General features: G+C 65.2%; 19 protein-coding genes. 13 read left to right on the top strand and 6 right to left on the bottom strand.

Going from position 1 to position 25426, the window contains the following annotated elements:
* Positions 1–7: 7 nt before the first annotated feature.
* Together prpC and ACQ4MJ_RS07675 are read right to left on the bottom strand one after the other, a co-directional pair.
* Positions 8–1168, bottom strand: a complete 1161-nt coding sequence (gene prpC, locus ACQ4MJ_RS07670) for a bifunctional 2-methylcitrate synthase/citrate synthase (RefSeq protein ID WP_431149336.1) — start codon at positions 1166–1168, stop codon at positions 8–10.
* The gene (locus ACQ4MJ_RS07675) at positions 1165–1560 is read right to left on the bottom strand and encodes an acyl-CoA thioesterase (protein WP_056062575.1); all 396 of its coding nucleotides are present in this window, start codon (positions 1558–1560) and stop codon (positions 1165–1167) included. The genes prpC and ACQ4MJ_RS07675 overlap by 4 nt, the downstream gene beginning before the upstream one ends.
* A gap of 133 nt (positions 1561–1693) precedes the next feature.
* Here ACQ4MJ_RS07675 and ACQ4MJ_RS07680 point away from each other — a divergent pair, with 133 nt between their 5' ends.
* The 7 genes from ACQ4MJ_RS07680 to ACQ4MJ_RS07710 all read left to right on the top strand — a co-directional run bounded on the left by ACQ4MJ_RS07680 (position 1694) and on the right by ACQ4MJ_RS07710 (position 16677).
* Entirely contained in the window at positions 1694–3151 is a 1458-nt protein-coding gene (locus tag ACQ4MJ_RS07680) for a short-chain fatty acyl-CoA regulator family protein (RefSeq protein WP_431149335.1), read from the top strand.
* A 255-nt stretch (positions 3152–3406) separates the two neighbouring features.
* A complete protein-coding gene (locus tag ACQ4MJ_RS07685) occupies positions 3407–6580 on the top strand; it encodes a bifunctional diguanylate cyclase/phosphodiesterase (protein WP_431149333.1) in 3174 nt (1057 codons plus the stop codon).
* 289 nt (positions 6581–6869) lie between these two features.
* On the top strand, positions 6870–10394 hold the full coding sequence (gene smc, locus ACQ4MJ_RS07690; protein WP_431149332.1) for a chromosome segregation protein SMC: 3525 nt from the start codon (positions 6870–6872) through the stop codon (positions 10392–10394).
* A 22-nt stretch (positions 10395–10416) separates the two neighbouring features.
* Positions 10417–11535, top strand: coding sequence for a cell division protein FtsZ (locus ACQ4MJ_RS07695; protein WP_431149331.1), 1119 nt, complete (start codon positions 10417–10419; stop codon positions 11533–11535).
* A 14-nt stretch (positions 11536–11549) separates the two neighbouring features.
* Complete coding sequence (ligA, locus tag ACQ4MJ_RS07700) at positions 11550–13703, top strand: NAD-dependent DNA ligase LigA (RefSeq protein ID WP_431149329.1); 2154 nt, start codon at positions 11550–11552, stop codon at positions 13701–13703.
* 28 nt (positions 13704–13731) lie between these two features.
* Positions 13732–16065 (top strand): penicillin-binding protein 1A, encoded by a 2334-nt coding sequence (locus ACQ4MJ_RS07705; RefSeq protein WP_431149328.1) that lies wholly within the window; start codon positions 13732–13734, stop codon positions 16063–16065.
* A 213-nt stretch (positions 16066–16278) separates the two neighbouring features.
* Complete coding sequence (locus tag ACQ4MJ_RS07710; protein WP_055397836.1) at positions 16279–16677, top strand: hypothetical protein; 399 nt, start codon at positions 16279–16281, stop codon at positions 16675–16677.
* Positions 16678–16734: 57 nt separating this feature from the next.
* Here ACQ4MJ_RS07710 and ACQ4MJ_RS07715 read toward each other — a convergent pair whose 3' ends face one another.
* The 3 genes from ACQ4MJ_RS07715 to ACQ4MJ_RS07725 form a co-directional block, all read right to left on the bottom strand.
* Positions 16735–16959 carry a DUF1737 domain-containing protein gene (locus ACQ4MJ_RS07715; protein ID WP_431149326.1) on the bottom strand — a complete coding sequence of 75 codons (225 nt, stop codon included), beginning with the start codon at positions 16957–16959 and terminating at the stop codon, positions 16735–16737.
* Positions 16960–16967: 8 nt separating this feature from the next.
* Positions 16968–17519, bottom strand: coding sequence for an NUDIX hydrolase (locus ACQ4MJ_RS07720; protein WP_431149325.1), 552 nt, complete (start codon positions 17517–17519; stop codon positions 16968–16970).
* Positions 17520–17642: 123 nt separating this feature from the next.
* Positions 17643–18338 carry a fumarylacetoacetate hydrolase family protein gene (locus ACQ4MJ_RS07725; RefSeq protein ID WP_055397839.1) on the bottom strand — a complete coding sequence of 232 codons (696 nt, stop codon included), beginning with the start codon at positions 18336–18338 and terminating at the stop codon, positions 17643–17645.
* Between the two features lie 169 nt (positions 18339–18507).
* Between ACQ4MJ_RS07725 and ACQ4MJ_RS07730 the strand changes: the two genes are divergently transcribed.
* From ACQ4MJ_RS07730 to ACQ4MJ_RS07740, 3 genes are all read left to right on the top strand, one after another.
* A complete protein-coding gene (locus ACQ4MJ_RS07730) occupies positions 18508–18963 on the top strand; it encodes a MarR family winged helix-turn-helix transcriptional regulator (protein ID WP_426304089.1) in 456 nt (151 codons plus the stop codon).
* 101 nt (positions 18964–19064) lie between these two features.
* Positions 19065–19733 (top strand): maleylacetoacetate isomerase, encoded by a 669-nt coding sequence (gene maiA, locus ACQ4MJ_RS07735; protein WP_431149322.1) that lies wholly within the window; start codon positions 19065–19067, stop codon positions 19731–19733.
* A gap of 38 nt (positions 19734–19771) precedes the next feature.
* On the top strand, positions 19772–20605 hold the full coding sequence (locus ACQ4MJ_RS07740; RefSeq protein WP_431153099.1) for a polyphenol oxidase family protein: 834 nt from the start codon (positions 19772–19774) through the stop codon (positions 20603–20605).
* Here the strand turns inward: ACQ4MJ_RS07740 and ACQ4MJ_RS07745 are convergent.
* On the bottom strand, positions 20525–20851 hold the full coding sequence (locus tag ACQ4MJ_RS07745) for a hypothetical protein (RefSeq protein ID WP_121420228.1): 327 nt from the start codon (positions 20849–20851) through the stop codon (positions 20525–20527). The two genes, ACQ4MJ_RS07740 and ACQ4MJ_RS07745, sit on opposite strands and share 81 nt — an antisense overlap.
* A 124-nt stretch (positions 20852–20975) precedes the next feature.
* Between ACQ4MJ_RS07745 and ACQ4MJ_RS07750 the strand changes: the two genes are divergently transcribed.
* From ACQ4MJ_RS07750 to phbB, 3 genes are all read left to right on the top strand, one after another.
* Positions 20976–22676, top strand: coding sequence for a PHA/PHB synthase family protein (locus ACQ4MJ_RS07750; RefSeq protein WP_431149321.1), 1701 nt, complete (start codon positions 20976–20978; stop codon positions 22674–22676).
* A gap of 74 nt (positions 22677–22750) precedes the next feature.
* The gene (locus ACQ4MJ_RS07755; protein ID WP_121420226.1) at positions 22751–23929 is read left to right on the top strand and encodes an acetyl-CoA C-acetyltransferase; all 1179 of its coding nucleotides are present in this window, start codon (positions 22751–22753) and stop codon (positions 23927–23929) included.
* A 352-nt stretch (positions 23930–24281) separates the two neighbouring features.
* Positions 24282–25019, top strand: coding sequence for an acetoacetyl-CoA reductase (gene phbB / locus ACQ4MJ_RS07760; protein ID WP_121420225.1), 738 nt, complete (start codon positions 24282–24284; stop codon positions 25017–25019).
* Positions 25020–25426 lie beyond the last annotated feature (407 nt).

Raw genomic sequence — 25426 nt, forward strand, 5'->3', positions numbered from 1 at the left:
GTGAAACTCACGCGCGGTGTTCTATGGGCACAAACACCAGGTCTTCCGGCCCGGTGTAGTTCGCACTCGGCCGGATGATCTTGTTGTCCTGCCGCTGCTCGATGATGTGTGCCGCCCAGCCGCTGGTGCGTGCGATGACGAACAGCGGAGTGAACATGGCGGTGGGCACACCCATCATGTGGTAGCTCACGGCGCTGAACCAGTCGAGGTTGGGGAACATCTTTTTCACCTCCCACATCACCGATTCCAGCCGTTCGGCAATGTCGAACATCTTGGTGCTACCGGCCTCTTCCGACAAACCGCGCGCCACGCCCTTGATGACGACATTGCGCGGGTCGCTCACGGTGTAGACCGGGTGACCAAAACCAATGACCACCTCCTTGGCCTCCACGCGGCGGCGGATGTCGGCCTCGGCTTCGTCCGGGCTGTCGTAGCGTTTCTGGATCTCGAAAGCCACCTCGTTGGCACCACCATGCTTGGGGCCCCGCAGCGCGCCGATGGCGCCGGTGATGGCCGAATACATGTCGCTGCCCGTGCCCGCCACCACGCGGGCGGTGAAGGTGCTGGCGTTGAACTCGTGCTCGGCGTACAGGTTGAGCGAGGTGTGCATGGCACGCTCCCACGCTGCGCTGGGTGGGGTGCCATGCAGCAGGTGCAAGAAGTGCGCACCTATGGAATCGTCATCGGTCTCCACCTCGATGCGGCGGCCCGAGCTGGCCCAGTGGTACCAGTACAGCAGCATGGAGCCGAGTGATGCCATCAACCGGTCGGCAATGTCTCTGCTGCCTGGCAGGTTGTGGTCGTCCTTCTCAGGCAGCGCGCAGCCCAGGGCCGAGACGCCCGTTCGCATCACGTCCATGGGGTGGCTGGCGGCGGGCAGTTGCTCCAGTGCCTGCTTGACCGACAACGGCAGGCCGCGCAGGGCCTTGAGTTTGGCCTTGTAGGCCCGGAGCTCGGCGCGCGTGGGCAGCTTGCCGTGCACCAGCAGGTGGGCAATCTCTTCAAACTCGCAGACCTCGGCGATGTCCAGGATGTCGTAGCCCCGGTAGTGCAGGTCGTTGCCCGTGCGGCCTACGGTGCACAGGGCGGTGTTGCCTGCCGTCACGCCCGACAGGGCCACGGATTTCTTGGGCTTGAAGCCCGGGGTGTCTGCGGTGGTGGTGGTCATGCGGTCTCCTGGTTCAGATACGAATTGGTGATGGCAACGGGACGGCCTTTGGCATCCACCGCCACCATTTCAAAAATCCCCTTCAGCACCTCTTCTGGGGGAGAGCCCAGCGTGGCGGCCAGGCCCGTCACACACACGGTGAGCGAGCTGCGCCCGATGCGGCTGACCCAGGCGCGCAGCGTGAGCACATGACCCACGGGCACGGGGGCCAGAAAACGCACGTCGGTCACGCCCGCCATCACCACATCGCGCTGTGCGGCGCCGCGCGCTGCCAGAAACGCCGCCTTGGCCATGAGCTGCAGGGCGTTGCCGCCAAACAGCGTGCCGTAGTGGTTGGCTTCGGCGGGGAACACGATTTCCGTCAGCTCGACGGTGCCAGTGGGGGTTGTCATGCTTCGCAATTTACGCACAATGACATCCCTCTGTAAGTCCTGAATTGGCGAATGATTGCGAATAAAAACCGTCAATTTGCAAATATTGCGAATGATGGTGAAGGTGCTACCAGGCGCCGCTGAGAAAGATGGAATGAAAAAAACCTTCATGGGTGTGCGCTTGCGCCGCCTGCGCGAAGAGCGCGGCATGACCCAGATTGCGCTGGCGCGGGCGCTGGACCTGTCGGCCAGTTACCTGAACCAGCTCGAGCAGAACCAGCGCCCGCTCACGGTGCCTGTTTTGCTCAAGATCAACGCCGTGTTCGGTGTGGATGTGCAGCGCTTTTCGGACGACGACGAGGCGCGCCTGATCACCGGCCTGCGCGAGGTGCTGGCGGACCTGCCTGCGGGCCTGGCCGGAGACGGCGCTGGCGACGCCGTGTCTCTGGCCGAGATCCGCGAGCTGGCCGCCGGCATGCCCGCGGTGGCCCGCACGCTGCTTGCGTTGCACCAGCGGCACCGGCAGGCCCTGGAGCGGCTGGCGGCCCTGGGCAACGACCGCAGCGGCGAGGGCGTGTTGGCCCCGCACCCACCCATGGCCTATGAAGAAGTACGCGACTTCTTCTTTGCGCGCCAGAACCACATTGCCCAGCTGGACGACGCGGCCGAGCGATGTGCCGCCGACTGGGGCCTGCTGCCCGGCCGGGCCGATGAGGCGCTGGCCCAACGCCTGCTCGTGGCCCACGGGGTGCGCGTGGTGGATGTGGCCGACCTGCCTGGCCAGGCGCAGCGCGTGTTCCAGGCCGAGGCCGGGCTGCTGCAGCTGGCGGCGGGGTTGGAGCGCGGGCAGCGCGCGTTTCAGATGGCGACGCAGCTGGCGTTTCTGGAGCAGGGCGCGGAGCTGCAGCGCTTGGCCGACAGCGCCGGGCTGTCCAGCGACCAGGCCCGGGCGCTGGCGCGCATCGGTCTGGCCAACTACTTTGCGGGGGCGCTGGTGCTGCCCTACACAGCCTTCTTGCGGGCGGCCGAGGCGGCGCACTACGACATCGACCGGCTCGGCCACCAGTTTGGCGTGGGTTTCGAGACGGTGTGCCACCGCCTGTCCACCTTGCAGCGGCCCAGCGCGCGCGGCGTGCCGTTCTTCTTCATCCGCGTGGACCGCGCGGGCAACATCAGCAAGCGGCAGTCGGCCACACACTTTCACTTCAGCAAGATCGGCGGCACCTGCCCGCTGTGGAATGTGTACGAGGCCTTCGCACAGCCGGGCCGCATCGTGCCGCAGGTGGCACGCATGCCCGATGGTCGCGCCTACCTGTGGGTGGCGCGCGTGGTGTCGCGCAGCGGCGGCGGCTGGGGTGTGCCCGGCAAGGAGTTCTCCGTAGCCCTGGGTTGTGACATCCGCCATGCGCCGCAACTGGTGTATTCCCGTGGGCTGGACCTCGCCAACCCCGAGGCCGCCGTGCCGATCGGCATGGGCTGCAAGGTGTGTGAGCGCGACGCCTGCCCGCAGCGGGCGTTTCCCCCCATAGGGCGCGCGCTGGATGTGAACGAGAATCGAAGCCGCTTTGCGCCGTACCCGGTGGCGGGCCGCCCGGGGCAGACACTCTCTTGACCTGGGTTATGAAAACCGCTCATCAATTCATAGCTGTCGACGCATGAGGGTGTTGCGCTGACGGCACTTTCTACCAAATAACTGATTGGTAACCAGTTGTTGTGCCACCGCTTGCTCCAACGGATGGCAGATTGCCGCTATCCTGCGCTTTGCCCGAATCCTTGGTGCGGCTGCCATGGCACATGCCCATAACGCAGGTACCTTTGTCCAGGCTCTGCTCTGATACCGAATGCCAACGACCACCCGCCCCACGCCATGGCCCCACTGACGCAAAACGGTCGATACCGGCACTGGATGGCCGGGTTGGGCGTGGCTGTGCTCGGCGTGACGGTAAGCCTTTGGCTGGCCTGGCAGCAGGCCGACTCTGTGGCCCAGGTCGGGCGCGCGCGATTCATGCAGGAGGCGCGCGGGTTTGCCGATGCGCTGAGCCAGCGCATCGAAGGGCATACCGAAGTCGTCAACGGCCTGCGCGGCCTGTTCACGGCGAATCCCCACCTCACGCGCCTGGAGTTTGAGCGCGCGGCCAGCGACCTGGAGGTGGGCCAGCGCTACCCCGGTGTGCGCAACCTGTCCTTCACCCGCTGGGTGCCTGGCGCCGAGCGGGCCGCCTACGAAGCCCGCGTGCGTGCCGACACTTCGCTGACCTCCCAGGGCTACCCCAACTTCACCATCCGGCCGCCGGGCGAACGGGCGGAATACTTTGTGGCCGAATACCTGTGGCCCATGGCAGGCAACGAAGGTGTGCTGGGCTTTGACATCAGCAGCCAGCCCACCAACCTGGCCGCCATGCAGTACAGCCGGGACAGCGGCCACACCGTGGTCTCTGCCCCGTTTGATTTGCTGCAGGAAGAAACACACCGCCAGGGATTCGTGATCCGCGTGCCGGTTTTCGACTACACGGCGGGCACGCCGGAGCCTCGTTTTCTGGGGGCTGTGGCATCCACCATCCGGGTGTATGACCTGGTGCAGGCGCTGGGCAGCCAGGGCCTGCTCAACGGGATCGTCGTTTCCATGGCCGACCATGGTTCGGTGCGGGCAGGCTCTGCCGACTCCACGGTGCGGCCCTTGCTGGCACAGTCATCGGCGGCATTGCCGGGCGCGCAGCCGTTTGTGCGCGACCTGCAGGTGCATGACCGGCGCTGGCGACTGACCTTCTACCCGGCGCGCTCGTTCCTGTCGCCCTCCGAGGCGCGGCTGCCTGTGCTGGTGGGGCTGGGCGGTGCGCTGGTCTCCTTGCTGCTCGCGTCTACCGTGGGCCTGCTGGTGCGCCAGCGCACGCTGGCCCTCGCACGGGCCCAGGTGTCCGAAGATGCCCGGCGCGAAAGCGAAGAACGGTTTCATGCCCTGTTCAACCAGGCCAGCGTGGGCGTGGCGCTGCTGGACACCACCACCGGCCGATTTCTGCGCGCCAACCAGCGCTATTGCGACATCGTGGGCTACAGCCCTGACGAGATGGCTGCGCTCCATGTCCAGGCCCTCATCCATCCTGACGACCTGGAGGCCGACACGCAGCACCTGGAACGCCTCAAGAAAGGCGAAGTGCCCGAGTACCGGCTCGAAAAGCGCTACCTCCACAAGAGCGGGCACATCGTGTGGGTGGACCTCACGGTGTCGCCCATGTGGGTACCCGGGGCCCGGCCTGACCACCACATCGCGGTGGTGCAGGACATCACCGCGCGCAAGCGCATGGAAGACACCCTGCGCAGCAACGAGCACCGGCTGCGCGGCATCCTGGAACGCCTGCCCATGGGCCTGTGCCTGGTCCAGACCGACGGCCGCATCAGTTTTCGCAACGACCGCTACGTGCAGATCTGCGGCTACACGGCGCAAGACGTACCGGACGTGGAAACCTGGTGGCAGCGCGCTTACCCCGACGAATCTGAACGCACCGCTGTCCACGATGCCTGGCGCCAGGCCGCAAAGCAGGCCGTGGCGGGCGACGGGGTGATACCCGCCCGCGAGTACACCATTCGCTGTGCCGATGGCACACGGCGGCCCGTCGAGGTGTCGGGGGTGGTGGTGGAGGGCGGGCACCTTGTCACCATGCAGGACCTGAGTCAGCGCAAGGCGGCCGAGGAAGAGATCAACAACCTGGCCTACTACGACCCGCTCACCCGCTTGCCCAACCGCCGCCTGCTCATGGACCGGTTGCAGCAGGCGTTGGCCACCAGTGCCCGCCACCAGCGCAGCGGCGCCTTGCTGCTGCTGGATCTGGACAATTTCAAGACACTGAACGAAACCCGGGGCCACGACAGCGGCGACAACCTGCTGCTGCAGGTGGCCCACCGGCTGCGCAATTGCGTGCACGAGGACGACACCGTGGCCCGCCAGGGGGGCGACGAGTTTGTGGTGGTGCTGGAAGACCTGGGCGACAACCCTGAGGAGGCTGCGGCCCGCAGCGAAGAAGTGGGTCAGCGCATCCTGACCGCCCTGCGCGAGCCCTACGTGCTCAACGGCGCGGCGCACCACAGCTCGCTGAGCATGGGGGTCACCATTTTCAGCGGCATGCGCGAGACGGTCGACGAGCTGCTCAAGCGGGCCGACCTGGCGCTCTACCAGGCCAAAAATGCGGGCCGCGACACCCTGCGCTTTTACGACCCCCAGATGCAGGCTGCTGTCAGCGCGCGCGCCGCGCTGGAGCTGGACATGCGCATCGGCCTGGCGCAGGGCCAGTTCGAGCTGTACTACCAGCCGCAGATCGACCGGGGCCGCATCACGGGGGCCGAGGCGCTGCTGCGCTGGCGCCATCCCCGCGATGGGTTTGTCTCGCCTGCGCATTTCATTCCGCTGGCGGAAGAGACCGGCCTCATCCTTCCGCTGGGTGAATGGGTGCTCCAGGCGGCCTGCGCGCAACTGGCCCGCTGGGCGCGGCACGCCGACCTTGCGGGTTTGGGGCTGGCCGTGAACGTGAGCCCGCGCCAGTTTCACCAAGCCGGTTTTGTGGCCCAGGTGCTGGCAGCACTGGCCAGCTCAGGCGCGCAGGGGCCGCAGCTCAAGCTGGAACTGACCGAAGGCCTGCTGCTGCAGGACGTGGAAGACACGATCGAGAAGATGGGCCAGCTCAAGGGATATGGCGTGGGCTTCTCGCTGGACGACTTTGGTACCGGGTACTCGTCGCTGGCCTACCTCAAGCGCCTGCCGCTGGACCAGCTCAAGATCGACCAAAGTTTTGTGCGCGACGTGCTCACCGACCCCAACGACGCCGCTATCGCACGCACCGTGGTAGCCCTGGGCACCAGCCTGGGCCTGCGCGTGATCGCCGAAGGGGTGGAAACCGAGGCCCAGCGCGAGTTTCTGGAGCGCCACAACTGCCACGCCTGGCAGGGCTACCTCTTCAGCCCGCCCGTGCCCGTGGCCGAGTTTGAGGCACTGGTGCGCAAAACCAATGGGGTGGATGCGCAGGACCCGCAGGACGCACACGGCGCGTAACCCAGGAACGCTGCCCCCATCCGGCCCCGGGCCTTGCTGGCACTGCTGCAGAATATCAATATTCATAGCGTGAAATCGTTGCTGGATAAGCGGTAGGGCCTGTTTTTTCCAAATGTTTCTGTCGCACCCTCGCTCTGGCGTCTGGGCATGCTGCCAAGGGCCCGTGGTCATCGGGCGGCGCGGTATCATTCCGCCCTTGCTGCGGCCTGCGTGTTCCGGCCCGGAACGTCCGTCTGGCGCCACTTTTTGCACCCCAGCCTTCTTCCTCTTTTTGCCCGCCCCCTGACCCGTGCGTCTCACCTCGATCAAACTTTCCGGTTTCAAGTCGTTCGCTGAACCCACCAACTTCATGCTGCCCGGGCAACTGGTCGGCGTGGTGGGCCCGAACGGCTGCGGCAAGTCCAACATCATGGATGCGGTGCGCTGGGTGCTGGGCGAGAGCAAGGCCAGCGAGCTGCGTGGCGAGTCCATGCAGGACGTGATCTTCAGCGGCACCACTACCCGCAAGCAGGCCAGCCGCGCCAGTGTGGAGCTGGTCTTCGACAACTCCGACCACCGCGCGGGCGGGCAGTGGGGCCAGTACGGCGAGGTGGCCGTGCGCCGCGTGCTCACGCGTGACGGCACCAGCAGCTACTACCTCAACAACCAGCCCGTGCGCCGCCGCGACGTGCAGGACGTGTTCCTGGGTACGGGCCTGGGGCCCCGTGCCTACGCCATCATCGGCCAGGGCACCATCAGCCGCATCATCGAAAGCCGCCCTGAGGAACTGCGCCTGTTCCTCGAAGAGGCTGCGGGCGTCTCCAAATACAAGGAGCGTCGCCGCGAGACCGAAAACCGCCTGTCGGATACGCGCGAGAACCTCACGCGGGTTGAAGACATCCTGCGCGAGCTGAACGCCAACCTCGAAAAGCTCGAAAAGCAGGCGGAGGTGGCCGCCAAGTACAACACCCTGCAGGCCGACGCAACGCTCAAGCAGCACCAGCTGTGGTTTTTGAAGCGGGCCGAGGCCGAGGAGCAGCAGAACAAGGTGCGCCTGGACGGCCTGCAGGCCGTGAACGACCTGGAATCGCGCATGGCCGATCTGCGCGCGGTGGAGTCTGACCTCGAAACCATCCGCCAGGCCCACTACGCCGCTGGCGACCAGGTGAACCAGGCCCAGGGCAAGCTTTATGAAGCCACGGCCGAAGTCGGCAAGCTCGAAGCCGAGATCCGCTACGTGATAGAAGGCCGCCAGCGCGTGGAGCAGCGCCTGGTCACGCTGGCTGAGCAGATCGCCCAGTGGCAGGCCCGCAAGGAAGAGGCCGACATCGAACTCGAAAACCTGGCCGGTGCCGGTGTGGACGCCGAAGAACGCGCCGAGATGCTGGCCGCCCAGGTCGAAGAGCAGGCCATGCAGCTGCCCGACCTGGAAGAGGCCCTGCGCCAAGCGCAAAGCCGCACGGCCGAGCAACGGACTGCCGTGGTGCAGGTGCAGCAGCAGATTGGCGTGCTCGCTGCCGAGCAGCGCAGCTTTGACGAGCAAAGCCGCCAGCTCGACGCCCGTTTCGAGCGCCTGCGCACCGACCGCAACGCGCTGGCCGCGCCCGACGAAGCCCGCCTGACCAACCTGCGCGAGCAGCTCGAAGAAGCGCAAGAGATCGCAGAAACGACCGAAGCCCGCCTGCACGAGCTGCAGGAGTCCGTACCCCAGCTCGACGACGACCGCCGCGCGCGCCAGCAGGCCGTCAACACCGAAAGCGCTCGCCAGGCCGACCTGTCGGCCCGCATGGAGGCCCTGAAGGCGCTGCAGGAAAAGGTCAAGACCGACGGCAAGCTGCGTCCCTGGCTTGCCAAACATGGGCTCGACGGCCTGCAAGGACTGTGGAGCCGCATCCACATCGAGCCCGGCTGGGAAAACGCGCTCGAGGCGGCCCTGCGCGAGCGACTGGCCGCGCTGGAAGTAGGGCGCCTGGACATGGTGCGCGGCTTCCTGGGTTCCGGCGGTAACGATGCGCCGCCCGCACGCCTGGCTTTCTACAGCGCCCCCGCTGCGGGCCACCCCGAAACATCGTCCCCCCACGCCCGCCTGTCGGACCTGCTGCGCCTGAACGATGCGGGCCTGCGTGCGGTGTTGGTGGACTGGCTGCAGGGGTGCTACACCGCTCCCACGCTGGACGACGCTTTGGCCCGCCGCAGCCAGCTGCAGCCAGGCGAAGTGGTGTTTGTGCCCACGGGCCATGCTGTCAGCGCGCACAGCGTGAGCTTCTATGCGCAGGACTCCGAGCAGTCCGGCATGCTGGCCCGCGCGCAGGAAATAGAGCACCTCGAAAAAGAGCTGCGCGCGCAGGCCCTGATCGCGGAAGAATCGCGCACGGCCCTGGTCCGCGCAGAGGCTGCGTATGCCGATGCTTCCCAGCGCCTCGTGGCCGCACGCCGCGAAGCCACCGAAACACAAAGTCGTGCCCACGAGCTGCAAGTCGAAACCCTGCGCCTGACCCAGCTGGCCGAGCAGACCCGCGCACGCAGCCAGCAAATCGACGGCGATCTGGCCGAGGTGGAAGCCCAGCTGGCCGACCTGCAGGAGCGCCGCGTGGCCGCCGAGGCACGCTTTGAAGAACTGGACATGCAGCTGGCCGACAGCCAGGAGCGCGAGGCCCAGCTGGGCGACAAGGTCATCGAAGCCGAGCGCAAACTCACCGCCTGCCGCGAGCAGCAGCGCACGCTGGAGCGCCAGGCGCAGGAGGCCACGTTTTCGCAGCGCAGCCTGGAGGCGCGCCGGGGCGAACTCAACCGCTCCATCGAAACCGCCACCCAGCAGGCCAAGGCCCTGGCTGACGAAGAGCAGCGTGCGCGCGATGAACTCGCCCGTCTCTCTGACGCCGCCGCCCAAGGCGGCCTGCAGGCCGCGCTGGAAGTGAAGATGGAGCGCGAAAAGGCCCTTGGTGCCCAGCGCAGCGAATACGACGATCTGACGACCAAGCTGCGCGCCAGCGATGAACGCCGCATGCAGCTCGAACGTGCGCTCGACCCGCTGCGCGCGCGCATCACCGAATTCCAGCTCAAGGAGCAGGCCGCGCGCCTGGGCCTGGAGCAGTACACCACCTTGCTGACCGACGCCCAGGCCGACCTCGAAGCCGTGGCCCAGTCGATCACCGAAGGCAATGTGCGCGTGGGTGGCCTGCAAAGCGAAATCGACCGCCTGCACCGCGAGATTGCCGCCCTGGGCGCCGTGAACCTGGCAGCGCTGGACGAACTGAAGCTGGCCAGCGAACGCAAGATCTTCCTCGATGCGCAAACCGCCGACCTGACCGAGGCCATGAACACGCTGGAAGACGCGATCCGCAAGATCGATGGCGAAACACGCCAGCTGCTCTCAGGCACTTTCGATACGGTCAACGGCCACTTCGGGCGCATGTTCCCCGAGCTGTTTGGCGGCGGCCAGGCCAAGCTCATCATCACGGGCGACGAAATCCTTGATTCCGGCGTGCAGGTGATGGCCCAGCCACCCGGCAAGAAGAACCAGACCATTCACCTGCTGTCGGGGGGCGAAAAGGCCCTCACGGCCATCGCGCTGGTGTTTGCCATCTTCCAGCTCAACCCCGCGCCGTTCTGCCTGCTGGACGAGGTGGACGCGCCGCTGGACGACGCCAACACCGAGCGTTATGCCAAGCTCGTGTCCAGCATGAGCAAGGGCACGCAGTTTTTGTTCATCAGCCACAACAAAATCGCGATGGAAATGGCCGAGCAACTGATCGGCGTGACCATGCAGGAGCAGGGCGTGTCGCGCATCGTGGCGGTGGACATGGAGTCCGCGCTTTCGATGGCCGACGCCTGAAAAACTCAAATTCTCTGAACCCATGAGCACATTGCAACTGAGTCTGGCCATCATCGGCGGTCTGGTGCTGGCCCTCATCGTGGCCTACAACACCTGGACCTCGCGCCGCAATGCGCCCAAGCGCGCGCTGCCGCAAGAGCCCGTGGATCCCGCCGGTGAGCCGGTCCAGCGCCAGGAGCCCGGCTTCGATGCGGGGGCTGCCGTGGCCGTACCGCCGGGTGAGTTTCACGGCCTCGACCGGGGCCCCGATCCCTCGGAGCATGCGGTCGATGCCGATGAGGCCCTGCAGCTGCCCGTGCCACCGTTTTCGCTGGAGCGTCGCCCCGGGCTCGATCCGCTCATCGATGTCATTGCATCGCTGCAGCCCGAGCATGTGGTGTCGGGCGATGCTGCCCTGGCCGCGCTGCCGCCGACCCGCCGCGCAGGCAGCAAGCCGTTTGCCATCGAAGGCCTCAACGAAGCGAACCAGCAGTGGGAAACCCCTGCACCGGGCCAGCGCTACCACAGCTTCCAGGCCGGCGTGCAGCTGGCCAACCGCATGGGCGCGCTCAACGAGATCGAGTTTTCCGAGTTCGTCGTCAAGGCCCAGGCGTTTGCCGACGCGATCAATGCCGCCCCTGACTTCCCCGACATGCTGCAGGAAGTGGCCCGCGCCCGCGAGCTGGACCAGTTCGCCAGCGACCACGATGCCCAGCTCATGTTCATGCTGCGCGCCCGCCAGGCCGCCTGGAGCCCCGGCTACGTGCAGCAGAACGCCGCCCGCCTGGGCTTTGTGCCCGGTGCCATGCCCGGCCGCCTAGTGCTGCCTGCCAGCGCACAGGGCTTGCCGCCCCTGCTCACGCTGGGCTACGACACCCAGGCTGCGCTGGCCGAAGACCCCGACCAGTCCGCCATCCGTGACATCACTCTGAGCCTGGACGTGGCGCAAGTCCACCGTACCGAACAACCCTTTGCGCGCCTGCGCGACGTAGGGGCCGCGCTGTGCGACGCGATGGATGGGGTGCTCTGCGACCAGAACGGCCAGCCGCTGCCCGCGATGGCCATGGATCCGATTGCTGCGGACCTGGAGCTGCTGTACGACCAGTTGGATGGACGCGACCTGTCGGCAGGTTCTGTATTGGCCCGGCGCCTCTTCAGTTGAGCGTTGGTACGGTCATGACCGACAATTTGGACCTTTTTTCGGCTCCAGCGCCCGCAGATCAAGCGCAACCAGCTATCAAAATCAAAGCACTGCGCAACCAGCTCAACCACTGGGCGCACCAGTACTACGTGCTGGACGAACCCACGGTGCCCGATGCCGAATACGACCGTGTGTTCCGCGAGTTGCAGGCGCTGGAGGCCGCGCACCCCGACCTCGTCACCCCCGATTCGCCCACGCAGCGCGTGATTGGTGCGGTGATGGAGGGCTTGGCATCGGTGCGCCACGCGGTGCCCATGCTCAGCATCCACACCGAAACCGACACCGAGGCCACCGGCGCGCAGGCGTTTGATGCCCGCGTGCGGCGCGAGCTGGGCCTGTTGGAATCGGACCCTGCCATCGAATACGTGGCCGAGCCCAAGTTTGACGGCCTGGCCATGAGCCTGCGCTATGAAAACGGCCGCCTGGTGCAGGCCGCTACGCGCGGTGATGGCGAGGTGGGCGAGGACGTGACGCACAACATCCGCACGATCCGGCAGATACCCCTCACGCTGCCTGGCGGTGTACCGCCGCTGCTCGAAGTACGTGGCGAGGTCTACATGCGCCGCGCAGACTTTGATGCTCTCAACGAGCGCCAGCGGGAGCAGGGCGGCAAGACCTTTGTGAACCCACGCAACGCCGCAGCGGGTGCTGTGCGCCAGCTCGACTCTGGCATCACCGCCCAGCGCCCCTTGAGCTTTTTTGCCTATGGCCTGGGCGCCATCACGCCGCCCGGCGATGGCGGGCCGGTGTTCCGCACGCACTACGAGATGCTGCAGACGCTGAAGTCCTGGGGTTTTCCAGTTGCAGCGCAGGTGCAGATTGCGGTAGGCGCTACTGAATTGGTAGCATTTCACCAGCAGGTGGGCGCCAGCCGCGATGCGCTGCCGTACGACATCGACGGTGTGGTCTACAAGGTCAATTCCCTGCAGTTGCAGCGCGACCTGGGCTTCAAGACCCGCGAGCCGCGCTGGGCCGTGGCGCACAAGTACCCGGCCCAGGAGATGGCCACCAAGGTCGAGGGCATCGACGTGCAGGTGGGGCGTACGGGCAAGATCACGCCGGTAGCGCGTCTTACTCCTGTGTTTGTCGGTGGGGTTACCGTCACCAATGCCACGCTGCACAACCTGTTCGAGATTCGCAAAAAAGGCGTGCGGGTGGGCGATCAGGTGATCGTGCGCCGAGCCGGTGATGTGATTCCCGAAGTCGTGGGAGTCATGCCCCCACTCACCGATGCAACGGAAGTCATTTCTGTTGATGGTGTCCCTATCAAGCAACGTCACGGAAATCCTCCTCGCGAGGTATACGTCCCCAACTTTCGCATGCCCAAGGTCTGCCCCGTGTGCGGTAGCGATGTGGTCCGCGAAAAGGGTGAAGCCAACCACCGCTGCACGGGTGGCCTGTTCTGCGCCGCGCAGCGCAAGGAGGCCATACTGCACTTTGCCGCGCGCCGCGCCATGGACATCGAAGGCCTGGGCGACAAGCTGGTGGACCAGCTGGTGGACGCCAACGTGATCCGTACGCTGCCCGACCTGTACCGGCTGGGCCTCACGTCGCTCATCGCGCTGGAGCGCATGGCCGAGAAATCGGCCCAGAACGTGCTGGCTGCGCTCGAAAAATCCAAGCAGACCACCTTGCCGCGCTTCCTGTTCGGCCTGGGGCTGCGCCATGTGGGCGAGGCCACGGCCAAGGACCTCGCTCGGCACTTTGGCACGCTGGACGCCATCATGGATGCGAGCGTGGAGCAGTTGCTGGAGGTGAACGATGTGGGCCCCGTGGTGGCACAGAGCCTGCACACCTTCTTCCAGCAGCCGCACAACCGTGAGGTGGTCGAGCAACTGCGCGCCTGCGGCGTGACCTGGCCCGAAGGCCCGGTGGCCGAGCGTGCCCCGCAGATCCTGGCGGGTAAAACCGTGGTGCTGACCGGCACCTTGCCCACCCTGAGCCGCGACGCGGCCAAGGACATGCTGGAAGCCGCTGGCGCCAAGGTGGCCGGTTCGGTCAGCAAGAAGACCAGCTATGTGGTGGCGGGCGCCGAGGCCGGCAGCAAATTGGCCAAGGCCGAAGAGCTTGGCGTGCCCGTGCTGGACGAAGCCGGCATGCTGGCCCTGCTGTCGGGCACAGGCGCCTGAAGCAATCTCCCCTTTCTCTGAGTTTTTGATGCGCACATTGCTGCTTTCCTTTCAGGCCCGCGCGGCGGCCCTGTTCCGCTGGCTGGCCGGCCTGTTCGCCTGGATACCCCGCCCGCTGCGCCGCGCGCTGATGTGGGGAGCCCTGGCCGTGCCTGCCGCCGTGCTGGTCTACACGCTGGTGCTGATCCCGTTCACCCCCTCCATCAGTGACATCCGCAAGGCCAAAAGCGAGCTGCCCGCGCAGCTCATGTCGGTGGACGGCAAGCTGCTGGCCGAATACCGCTGGGCCAACCGCGAATGGGTGGAGTTGAGCCAGATATCGCCCAACGTGGTGAACGCCCTCATCGCCACCGAAGACCACCGTTTTTACGACCACTTTGGTCTGGACTGGCGGCGCACGGCATCGTCGGTGGTGCACACGCTGCGCGGGGACCCTCAGGGTGGCTCCACCATCACGCAGCAGCTGGCACGCAACCTGTTTCCGGAGGAGATCGGGCGCTCGCGCGTGTTCCCACAGGCCCTCACGCGCAAGCTCAAGGAGGCGATCACCGCGCTCAAGATCGAGGCGTCGTATACCAAGGACGAGATCCTGGAGACTTACCTCAACACCGTGCCGTTCCTCTACAACGCCTACGGTATCGAGATGGCCGCGCGCACGTATTTCGACAAGTCGGCCGACAAGCTCAACGTGCTGGAAAGCGCCACGCTGATCGGCATGCTCAAGGGCACGGCCTACTACAACCCCGTGCTCAACCCCGAGCGTGCCCAGGCACGGCGCAACACCGTGCTGTCGCAAATGGTCAAGCGCGGCAAGCTCGAAGAAAAGCAGCTGGAGGCCCTGCAAAAACGCCCGCTGCGCGTCAATTTCGAGCGCCAGACCGAGGTCATGGGCCCCGCGCCCCACTTTGCGATGCAGCTGCGCAAGCAGCTCATCGAGTGGGCCGACAGCCATGGCTACAACCTGTATGCCGATGGCCTGGTGATCCGCACCACCATCGACTCGCGCCTGCAGGCCATTGCCAACCAGGCCGTGGCGCGCCAAGGGCGCCAGTTGCAGGGCGTGGCCGACACCGCCTGGTCCCAGCGCAATGGCTGGGGCCCGAAGAGCGAGCTGGTGCAGACGCTGGTGCGCGAAAGCCCCGAATACCGCAACGCCGTGGACAAGGGCCAGGCCCCGGAAGAGGCCTTGCAGGCGCTGCTGGATGACACCGCCTTCCTGCAGAAACTGCGCGCCGAGAAGACGCGCGTGCAGGCTGGTTTTCTGGCGCAGGACCCGGTCACCGGTCATGTGCTGGCGTGGGTGGGCAGCCGCGACTTTGCGCAAGACCCGTTCGACCATGTGCAGGCGGCGCGGCGCCAGCCCGGCTCCACGTTCAAGCCCTTTGTGTATGGCGCGGCGTTTGCCAGTGGCGCGTCGCCCAGCGATACGCTGATGGACGGGCCCGTAGAAATCCCCCTGGGCGGAGGCCGCGTCTGGCGCCCCACCGATGGCGGCCCGCCCAGCGACCAGCCCATGACGCTGGCCGATGGCCTGGCGTTTTCCAAGAACACCATCACCGCACAGGTCATGCAGCAGGTGGGCGCGGCCCGCGTGGCCGAGGTGGCCCGGGCCCTGGGGGTGCGCCAGTCGCCGCTGGAAGAGGTGCCATCCCTGGCGCTCGGCACCAGCCCGGTCACCCTGAAGGAAATGGTGACGGCCTACAGCTCCATCGCCAATCTGGGCCGCTATGTGGAGCCCGTGCTGATTACCCGCATCGAGGACCGCCACGGCAAGGTGCTGGAGACTTTTGCGCCGTCTGCCCCCGAAACGGTTTTCGAGCCACGCGCCGCGCAGACCTTGCGAAACACCATGCGCGGCGCCATCGACCGGGGCACGGCCACCGCAATCCGCACCCGCTATGGCATCCAGGCCGATGTGGCGGGCAAGACCGGCACCACGCAGGACAACACCGACGGCTGGTTCATCCTGATGCACGCGCGCGTTGTGGCGGGTGCCTGGGCGGGTTTCAACGACGGCCGCATCACGCTGCGCAGCGATGCGTGGGGGCAGGGGGCGCGCAGCGCGTTGCCCATGGTGGGCGAGTTCATGCAGCAGGCCATTCGCACCAGGGCGATCAACGGGAATGACCGCTTTGTAGACGAGTTTGTGGATACCCCCCCGCCACCGGCGGATGGATCACTGGGCGCGATGCGGGAATGGATCCGGGGCCTGTTCGGAGGGGATGCGCAATCCCCCCCTGCACCGGCCCCCTGGCCCGGCACTCCGCCACGGCCCAGCGGTGATGGGCTGCCACCGGTCACCACGGACCCTGCTGGTTCGTCCCGGCCGCCTGTGCCAGCCGAGGAGCGGGTGGGCGGGTAGGTGCGAAGCGGCGGGGTGGGCCTGCGCACCCCAAGCCACCGAAGCGTTGCACAACGCTGCCAACTTTGACGTTGTAGGACGGCGTCGCCAGTCACTCCATGGTGCGGCTGGCGCCTGGCTTATGCGCGTAAACGAACAGACCTTTCATGGTGGGGCCCGCACATTGGCCCATGCAGTCGTTGTTGGACTGCATGCAACGCCAAAGGACTCACCATGAAAACGATTACCACCACCTTGCTTGTGCTGGCCACCCTCACCCTCGGCGCCTGCACCGGCCCCATGGGCCCCCCGGGAGCGCAGGGCAATACCGGCAATACGGGATATACCGGCAAGACCGGTGACACCGGCTATACCGGAGCCACCGGAGCCACGGGCAACCAGGGAAACACGGGTTACACAGGGGCTACGGGCAGCATGGGGTCCACAGGGGCCACAGGCGGGCAGGGCAGCACGGGTGCTACCGGCATGCAAGGCGCCACGGGCTACCAGGGGGATACAGGTGCCACGGGTGCCAAGGGCAACACCGGCAACACTGGTAGCAAGGGCAACACCGGTAATACCGGAACCTCGGGCGATGGCAGTACCGTCATCGTCATACCCGCCAAGCCGTGACACGGCGCGCTCGGCGGCTGACGGCCCGCGACCGGCGATGCGTCGGACGGGCGGAGGTCAGACCACTGTGCCAGGCCACACAATGGCCTGCGCCACGATCACGTTCTGGCCGTTGAACGTGGCGGCGGGGGATCCGTACAACCGGTAGCCCGGTGCCAGCGCGTCGCTGACACGGCGGCAAAAGCTGGCGTCATCAGGACCTGTGAGCAAGCGGTAGGCTGGCAGGCCTTCGGGAGGTGTGCTGGCCGGGGCAGGGGACGTGGAGGTGGTAGTGGCAGTCATCCCACGGCCTATTCGATGTCAATGAAGTGCATACCCATGGCGCCCGCCTTGCGGTCGGCAAAGTAGCATTGCAGGGTTTCCTTCACGGTGCGGAAGGCCAGCTCGTCCCAGGGCACCTCGTCTTCGGCAAACAGACGTGCCTCGATGGTCTCGTAGCCGGGGTTGAACTGGTCGCTCAGCAGCGTGGCGCGGTAAAACAGGTGTACCTGGCCCACTCGGCGCACATTCAGCAGGCTGAACAGCGGGCCCATTTCAATCTGGGCGCCAGCCTCTTCGTCTGTTTCTCGCGCGGCGCCCTGGGCCGTGGTTTCGTCCAGCTCCATGAAGCCTGCGGGCAGGGTCCACTTGCCCCAGCGGGGTTCGATGTTGCGCTTGCACAGCAGGACGCGGCCATCGGGCAACGCGGGCACGGTGCCCACCACGTTGAGTGGATTTTCGTAGTGCACCGTGTTGCACATGGGGCACACCGCGCGCTGTTTGGTGTCGCCGTCGTCCGGCAGGCGGTAGACCACGGCGGTGCCACAGGCGCGGCAGTGTTTGATGGGGCTGCGGAAGGTCATCGGAGAATTTTTCGAATCAGATCGGCTGCCAGCGCTTTATCAATAAGCGCAAGCAGCTATGAAAAGCATAGTGCGGAGGCTGTGCGTCCGGGTTGGGGCCGCGCGGCGCCCAGGCCAGGGGCGTTACACCACGCTCAGCCGCAGCGTGCCCAGGCCTTCGACACCACCCTCCAGCACATCGCCGCGCACTACGGCGCCCACGCCTTCGGGGGTACCGGTGTAGATCAGGTCGCCGGGCTGCAGCTCCCACGCGGCCGAAAGGTGTTCGATGGTTTCGGCAATGTTCCAGATCAGCTGCGCCACACTGCTGCGCTGCTTGTCCGCTCCGTTGACCTGCAGCCAGATGGCCGCCTTGGCAACGTCGCCCGCCTGGGCGGCCGGGGTGATGGGGCCAATGGGCGCGCTGGCATCAAAGCCCTTGCCGATGCACCAGGGGCGGCCCTGTTTTTTCATGTCGTTCTGCAGGTCGCGGCGTGTCATGTCCAGGCCCACGGCATAGCCGTAGATGTGTGCCAATGCGTCGGCGGCCTTGATGTTTTTGCCACCCTTGCCGATGGCCACGACCAGTTCGATCTCGTGGTGCAGGTTGGCGGTGAGGCTGGGGTAGGGCAGCTGGCCCGTTTCGCCCGCGTTGACCACCACGATGGCATCGGCGGGCTTCATGAAGAAGAAGGGTGGCTCGCGGCCGGTGAAGCCCATTTCCTTGGCATGCTCTTCATAGTTGCGGCCCACGCAATAAATGCGGTGTACGGGAAAGCGGTCGCCGCTGCCCACCACGGGCACGCTGGCCACGGGGGCGGGAGAAAACACGTAGCTCATGTCAGCCTCTCGAATTTCTGGGTTCAATGGAAATGAATGGTTGCCGGACGGCGCGGATGCCAGGGCAAGGACTGTGTCGCAAAAACCCCGGGGTGGACCCTGCGCGCCCTCGGTGTGGCAGTGTGCCATGGGCGCGGGCCGACTGCTGGGGGGCGCTACACTCGCGCCCATGGCAAAGAGCTTCGATTTCCACAACACGCCAGGCCACCTGGTGCGCCGTGCCCACCAGCGAACCGTGGCGCTTTTCATGGAAGAGACTGCGGGGTTTGACGTGACGCCGGTGCAGTTCGCCATCCTGCACGAGCTGCTGGCGCGGCCCGGTGAAGACCAGGTCACGCTGGCGTCCCGCGTGGCGTTCGACGCTGCCACATCGGGCTCGGTAATTGGGCGGCTCGAAAAACGCGGCTGGATCCGCCGCGAGCCCGACACCCGCGACCGCCGCCGCAAACTGCTGTGGATCACCCCCGAGGGCGAGGTGGCCGCGCTGCAGATGCGTGATGCCGCCCAGCGTGTGCAGGAGCGGCTGATGGCGCCACTCAACGCGCAGGAGCGCGCCGATCTGATGGCCATCCTGTCCAAGGTTGTCTACAACCACCAGGACCCGGCAGGGGCCTCGGGCGCCTGACGGACCCGGGCGGCCCCGAGGCTTGCCCATTCAGCGCCCGCGGTAGTGTGGGGCCCCACTGTCACGCTTTGAAACGTCCCCTTTCACAACGTATTTTCTGCATGCAGCTCTACAACTACTTCCGTTCCTCCGCCTCGTTCCGTGTGCGCATCGCGCTGCAGATCAAGGGCTTGCCTTACGACTACATCCCCGTGCACCTCGTCAAGGGTGAGCACCAGGTCCCGGCGTACGCGAGCCGCATCGGCGATGCGCTGGTACCCACGCTCGTGACCGATGACGGAGCGGCGTTGTCCCAGTCGATGGCCATCATCGAATACCTGGAGGAAACCCACCCTACGCCCGCGCTGCTGCCTGCCACGCCCCTGGCGCGGGCACACGTGCGTGCGCTGGCGCAGATGGTGGCGTGCGAAATCCATCCCATCAACAACCTGCGCGTTCTCAAGTACCTGGTGCGCGAGCTGAAGGTGGACGAGGGGGCCAAGAAAGCGTGGTACCACCACTGGGTGCGCAGCGGGCTGGAGGCCTTTGAGCGCCAGCTGGCACTGTTGGCGCAAGAGCGCGAAACCCAGGGCCTGCCTCCCTCCGTGCTGTGCTGGGGCGACACCCCCACGCTGGCCGACTGCTGCCTGGTGCCGCAAATCTTCAACGGCCAGCGTTTCAACGTGGACCTGGGTGGCCTGCCACTCACGATGGGGGCATTCGACGCCTGCATGGCGTTGCCCGCATTCCAGAAGGCCCAGCCGTCCGCCTGCCCGGACCACGAAGCTTGACCTCGCACGAAGGCCCTCTGGCGGCGGCCGACTGTCTGATGCCCGACTGGCCCGCGCCCGAGGGCGTGTTTGCACTGTGCACCACACGCACGGGGGGCGTGAGCCTGCCACCCTATGACAGCCTGAATCTGGGGACCCATGTGGGTGATGTCGCGGCCGCCGTGCACACCAACCGCATGCGGCTGCAATCCACGGTCGCTGCGGTGGCGAATGGCACACGGGCGGTGTTTCTGAACCAAGTACACGGCGATGGCGTGGTGCACCTGGACAGCAGCACACCCGATGGCATCGACGCCGATGCCTGCGTGGCCACCGCGCCCGGTGTGGCCTGCACCATCATGGTGGCGGACTGCCTGCCGGTGCTGCTCGCACACCGTTCAGGCCGTGTGGTGGCGGCGGCGCATGCGGGCTGGCGCGGGCTGGCCGGAGTGGGCGGGCAGGGAGTACTGGAATCGGTCTTCAAGCGTTTTGAGGCCCTGGCGCTGGATGGCAAAGCGCTAAACGCTATCAAAATAGAAGCAAACGATCCTGCCCAAACGTTCGCCCAGGACACCCTGGTCTGGCTGGGTCCCTGTATTGGCCCGCAGGCCTTTGAAGTGGGGGCCGAGGTGCGCGCGGCATTTTGCGAGGCGAACCCGGCTTCAGAGGCGTGTTTTGTGCCCAGCGGCAGTGCCAAAGGAAAATACCTGTGCGACCTGGCTGGACTGGCTCGGCTGCGGCTGCAGGCGCTGGGGATCACCCACATCCACGGCAACGATGGCACATCGCCTTGGTGCACCGTAACCAACGCTTCACGGTTCTTTTCGCACCGCCGCGACAGTGGGGCCCTCGGCGCTAGCGGGCGCTTCGCCGCCTGCATCTGGCGCAGCTGACGCCGTGGCAGTGGTTGCGGCTGCGGCTTGCTCCGCATCGTAGGCCGCCTGCTCTGCGGCCTCGCGTGCCTTGATCGCCCGCTTGCGCGAAGGTGTGCCAAGGATGTACACCAGAATGCCCATGGGCAGCATGCCATACAGCGCAAAGGTGATCACGGCGCCGAGCACGGTGCCGTTGGGGCTGGTGGCTTCGGCCACCGCCATCATGAGGGTGACGTAGGTCCAGGCGATGACGATGAGGTACATTGGTTTGTGTTCAGTGCAAGCGTTGAATCCGTTGCCATGTGCAAAGGGCTCGGCAACAATGAACCCGAGAGATAAAAAACCAGAAGCTTTGCCGCTGCGAGCGACCAATCACTGAGGAAAGAGCATGAATTCTGAATCACCCTGGGCCGAGAGTGCCGAGCAGTTCCAGAAGATTTTCGGGCAAAGCTGGTCGCAGGCGCTGCAGTCGTTCCAGAAGCTGGACATGGGCAGCCAGGTTCCTGCAGCACCACCCCTGAAATTTTCGCCCACCAAGCTGCAGTCCCTGCAGCAGCAGTACCTGAAAGACGCGCAGGAACTCTGGGCCCAGGGCCTGCAGGGAACCCCCGAAGTCAAGGACCGCCGCTTCTCCGGCGAGGGCTGGGCCAGCAACCCCGTTGCTGCGTTCTCAGCCGCAGCCTACCTGCTCAATGCCCGCACCCTCATGGGGCTGGCCGACGCGGTCGAGGCTGACGAAAAGACCAAGGCCCGCATCCGCTTTGGCGTGGAGCAGTGGATGGCTGCCATGGCGCCCAGCAACTTCCTGGCCTTCAACGCCGAAGCACAGAAAAAAGCCATCGAGACCAAGGGCGAGAGCATTGCCAAGGGCATGCAGAACCTGCTGCACGACATCACGCAGGGCCATGTGTCGATGACCGACGAAAGCCTGTTCGAGGTGGGGCGCAACGTGGCCACTACCGAAGGCGCGGTGGTGTACGAGAACGAACTGTTCCAGTTGCTCGAATACAAGCCGCTGACCGCCAAGGTGTACGAGCGGCCCTTCCTGCTCGTGCCGCCGTGCATCAACAAGTTCTACATCCTCGACCTGCAGCCCGAGAACTCTCTGATCCGCTACGCCGTGGAGCAAGGCCACCGGACCTTTGTGGTCAGCTGGCGCAACCCTGACGACAGCCTCGCCCACAAGACCTGGGACGATTACGTGGAAGACGGCGCCATGGCCGCCATCGACGTGGTGCAGAACATCACGGGCGCCGACCAGATCAATGCGCTGGGTTTTTGCGTAGGCGGCACCATCCTGAGCAACGCGCTGGCCGTGCTGGCAGCACGCGGCGATGAGCCCGTGGCCAGCGCCACTTTCCTCACCACACTGATCGACTTCACGGACACCGGCATCCTCGACGTTTTCATCGACGAGGCTTTCGTGAAGTTCCGCGAGATGCAGATGGGCAAGGGCGGCCTCATGAAGGGGCAGGACCTGGCCTCGACCTTCAGCTTTCTGCGCCCCAATGACCTCGTGTGGAACTACGTGGTGGGCAACTACCTCAAGGGCGAAACACCGCCCCCGTTCGACCTGCTGTACTGGAACAGCGACAGCACCAACCTGCCAGGCCCGTTTTACGCTTGGTACCTTCGCAATTTCTACCTTGAAAACAACCTCGTCCAACCGGGCAAGCTCACCGTGTGTGGCGAGAAGATGGACCTGGGAAACCTCACGCTGCCCGTCTACATCTATGGCTCGCGCGAAGACCACATCGTGCCCATCAACGCCGCCTATGCGTCCACCCAGGTGCTACCCGGCAAGAAGCGCTTTGTGATGGGTGCCTCGGGCCACATTGCGGGCGTCATCAACCCGCCCGCCAAAGGCAAGCGCAGCCACTGGATCCGCGCCGACGGCAAGCTGCCCGCCACGCTCGACCAATGGCTGGACGGCGCTACCGAGCACCCCGGCAGCTGGTGGACCGACTGGGCCGGCTGGATCAAAGGCCATGCAGGCAAGCAGATTGCAGCGCCCAAGAGCTATGGCAAGGGCACCAAGTTCAAGGCCATCGAGCCCGCACCTGGCAGCTACGTGAAGCAGAAAGCCTGATACGCAAAAGTCCTGACTTTCAGCACTGCGAGAATTACCAAGCAACCAACAACCTCCAACCACAAGGACATTCCATGGAAGACATCGTCATCGTTTCGGCCGCCCGCACTGCTGTGGGCAAGTTTGGTGGTGCGCTGGCCAAGACGCCTGCGACCGAACTGGGCGCCATCGTGATCCGCGAAGCCATCGCGCGCGCGGGCCTGTCGTCCGACCAGATTGGTGAAGTCATCATGGGCCAGGTGCTGGCCGCTGGCGTGGGCCAGAACCCCGCCCGGCAGGCTTCCATGAAGGCCGGTGTGGCCAAGGAAACTCCTGCGCTCACGATCAATGCGGTGTGCGGCTCAGGCTTGAAGGCCGTGATGCTTGCTGCGCAGGCTGTGGCCTGGGGTGACAGCGAGATCGTCGTGGCTGGCGGCCAAGAGAGCATGAGCATGGCGCCCCACGTATTGCCCGGCTCCCGCGATGGCCAGCGCATGGGCGACTGGAAGCTCATCGACACCATGATCGTGGACGGTCTGTGGGACGTGTACAACCAGTACCACATGGGTATCACCGCTGAAAACGTGGCCAAGGCCTATGGCATCACGCGCGATATGCAGGATGCCCTGGCATTGGGCAGTCAGCAAAAGGCAGCAGCTGCACAAGACGCAGGCAAGTTTGTGGACGAAATCGTGGGTGTGAGCCTGGCGCAGAAGAAGGGCGACCCCATCCTGTTCAACGCCGACGAATACCTCAACCGCAAGACCAACGCCGAAGCGCTGGCAGGCCTGCGCCCCGCATTCGACAAGGCCGGCAGCGTGACGGCGGGCAACGCATCGGGCCTGAACGACGGCGCAGCCGCTGTGGTGGTGATGACCGCTAAGAAAGCTGCAGCCCTGGGCCTCAAGCCCCTGGCACGCATCGCTGCATTCGGCACCAGCGGACTCGATCCCGCCACCATGGGCATGGGCCCGGTGCCAGCGTCACGCAAGGCCCTGCAGCGCGCAGGCTGGAACGCTGCCGATGTGGATCTGTTCGAGTTGAACGAAGCCTTTGCCGCACAAGCCTGCGCGGTGAACAAGGAATTGGGGATTGACCCTGCCAAGGTGAACGTGAACGGCGGTGCCATCGCCATCGGCCACCCCATCGGCGCTTCCGGCTGCCGCATCCTGGTGACCCTGCTGCACGAAATGCAGCGTCGCGATGCCAAGAAGGGCTTGGCAGCGCTGTGTATTGGTGGCGGCATGGGTGTGTCCCTGGCCTTGGAGCGCTAATAGGAGCCCCTGCGCCTGTTTGCACCTGCGGTTCAGCCGTTTCTCAGGTGCAAAGCCAAAAATCGAAGCCGCGTTACGACGCGGCTTTTTCTATTTCTGGCTTCAGGGTGAACGTATGGCCGCCGTGGCCCCACTTCGGCGTGCGCAGGTGGTTGCAAGATGTTTCTATGGGATCGTTGGAAGGCTGTGGCCTGCACCAAAACTGTGACTCTGCCGAGACACATAGCGCGTAAGGCGCATGACGCATGCCGATATGCCAAAAAGAAAAGGGCTTCAGTGTTTTCCTTCACGGCGGCGGTAGATTTCTTCGGTAGAGTGGCTGTTGAGCAAATCACTAACAAGGAGAAATCACATGAGCCAGAAAGTTGCATACGTCACCGGCGGCATGGGCGGCATCGGGACTGCCATTTGCCAGCGCCTGCACAAGGAGGGCTTCAAGGTCATCGCAGGTTGTGGCCCTACCCGTGACCATGCCAAGTGGCTGGCCGAGCAGAAAGCCCTGGGCTACACCTTCTATGCGTCGGTGGGCAATGTGGGCGACTGGGATTCCACGGTAGAAGCCTTTGGCAAGACCAAGGCCGAGCACGGCACCATCGACGTGCTGGTGAACAACGCCGGCATCACCCGCGACCGCATGTTCCTCAAGATGTCGCGCGAAGACTGGGATGCGGTGATTGAAACCAACCTCAACAGCATGTTCAACGTCACCAAGCAGGTGGTGGCCGACATGGTGGAAAAGGGCTGGGGCCGCATCATCAACATCAGCTCGGTGAACGGTGAAAAGGGCCAGGCGGGCCAGACCAACTACTCTGCTGCCAAGGCGGGCATGCATGGCTTTTCGATGGCCCTGGCGCAGGAGCTGGCCACCAAGGGCGTGACGGTCAATACGGTGAGCCCCGGCTACATCGGCACCGACATGGTCAAGGCGATCCGCCCTGATGTGCTCGAAAAGATCGTGGCCACGGTTCCCGTCAAGCGCCTCGGTGAACCCAGCGAAATCGCTTCCATCATCGCGTGGCTGGCTTCGGATGAGGGTGGCTACGCGACCGGTGCCGATTTCTCGGTCAACGGTGGCCTGCACATGGGTTGATACCCGAAGGCTTGGAAAAACAAAAAACCCCGCAATGCGGGGTTTTTTGTTGGAGGAGCAAGAGGGAAGGGGCTACCGGTTATCTTGCTTCGAGGAGCCTATGAAATGGGCCGTTCGGCAGAAACACAACCGGTACCTTGGTACGTTTTGTACTTCGATTTTGAGGCTGGCATTGCATGGGCGCTTGAAGCGGGAAGCTGGCTGCCAGCCTTCAGAAGCGGGCGGGAGCGCGCTTGCGATCGCGTTCGTCTTCGGGCCAAGCGGACAAGATTGCGGTGGTATTCATGCTGGAAAACTCCTGTGATGTACCAACAACGCGGCCCATCTACTGTCCGTTGACAGCGTCTCGCAAAAAAATGCAACCGTAAGTGCCCGCAGGTTTACCTCTACACCGCTATCAAAAATAA

The organism is Acidovorax facilis (assembly GCF_050626955.1).
Classification (GTDB): domain Bacteria; phylum Pseudomonadota; class Gammaproteobacteria; order Burkholderiales; family Burkholderiaceae_C; genus Acidovorax; species Acidovorax facilis.

What these genes read in the sequence shown, in the direction of transcription:
- prpC (WP_431149336.1), bottom strand. Translation starts at nt 1,168, where the DNA reads ATGACCACCACCACCGCAGACACCCCGGGCTTCAAGCCCAAGAAATCC.
- ACQ4MJ_RS07675 (WP_056062575.1), bottom strand. Translation starts at nt 1,560, where the DNA reads ATGACAACCCCCACTGGCACCGTCGAGCTGACGGAAATCGTGTTCCCC.
- ACQ4MJ_RS07680 (WP_431149335.1), top strand. Translation starts at nt 1,694, where the DNA reads ATGAAAAAAACCTTCATGGGTGTGCGCTTGCGCCGCCTGCGCGAAGAG.
- ACQ4MJ_RS07685 (WP_431149333.1), top strand. Translation starts at nt 3,407, where the DNA reads ATGGCCCCACTGACGCAAAACGGTCGATACCGGCACTGGATGGCCGGG.
- ACQ4MJ_RS07695 (WP_431149331.1), top strand. Translation starts at nt 10,417, where the DNA reads ATGAGCACATTGCAACTGAGTCTGGCCATCATCGGCGGTCTGGTGCTG.
- ligA (WP_431149329.1), top strand. Translation starts at nt 11,550, where the DNA reads ATGACCGACAATTTGGACCTTTTTTCGGCTCCAGCGCCCGCAGATCAA.
- ACQ4MJ_RS07705 (WP_431149328.1), top strand. Translation starts at nt 13,732, where the DNA reads ATGCGCACATTGCTGCTTTCCTTTCAGGCCCGCGCGGCGGCCCTGTTC.
- ACQ4MJ_RS07710 (WP_055397836.1), top strand. Translation starts at nt 16,279, where the DNA reads ATGAAAACGATTACCACCACCTTGCTTGTGCTGGCCACCCTCACCCTC.
- ACQ4MJ_RS07715 (WP_431149326.1), bottom strand. Translation starts at nt 16,959, where the DNA reads ATGACTGCCACTACCACCTCCACGTCCCCTGCCCCGGCCAGCACACCT.
- ACQ4MJ_RS07720 (WP_431149325.1), bottom strand. Translation starts at nt 17,519, where the DNA reads ATGACCTTCCGCAGCCCCATCAAACACTGCCGCGCCTGTGGCACCGCC.
- ACQ4MJ_RS07725 (WP_055397839.1), bottom strand. Translation starts at nt 18,338, where the DNA reads ATGAGCTACGTGTTTTCTCCCGCCCCCGTGGCCAGCGTGCCCGTGGTG.
- ACQ4MJ_RS07730 (WP_426304089.1), top strand. Translation starts at nt 18,508, where the DNA reads ATGGCAAAGAGCTTCGATTTCCACAACACGCCAGGCCACCTGGTGCGC.
- maiA (WP_431149322.1), top strand. Translation starts at nt 19,065, where the DNA reads ATGCAGCTCTACAACTACTTCCGTTCCTCCGCCTCGTTCCGTGTGCGC.
- ACQ4MJ_RS07740 (WP_431153099.1), top strand. Translation starts at nt 19,772, where the DNA reads ATGCCCGACTGGCCCGCGCCCGAGGGCGTGTTTGCACTGTGCACCACA.
- ACQ4MJ_RS07745 (WP_121420228.1), bottom strand. Translation starts at nt 20,851, where the DNA reads ATGTACCTCATCGTCATCGCCTGGACCTACGTCACCCTCATGATGGCG.
- ACQ4MJ_RS07750 (WP_431149321.1), top strand. Translation starts at nt 20,976, where the DNA reads ATGAATTCTGAATCACCCTGGGCCGAGAGTGCCGAGCAGTTCCAGAAG.
- ACQ4MJ_RS07755 (WP_121420226.1), top strand. Translation starts at nt 22,751, where the DNA reads ATGGAAGACATCGTCATCGTTTCGGCCGCCCGCACTGCTGTGGGCAAG.
- phbB (WP_121420225.1), top strand. Translation starts at nt 24,282, where the DNA reads ATGAGCCAGAAAGTTGCATACGTCACCGGCGGCATGGGCGGCATCGGG.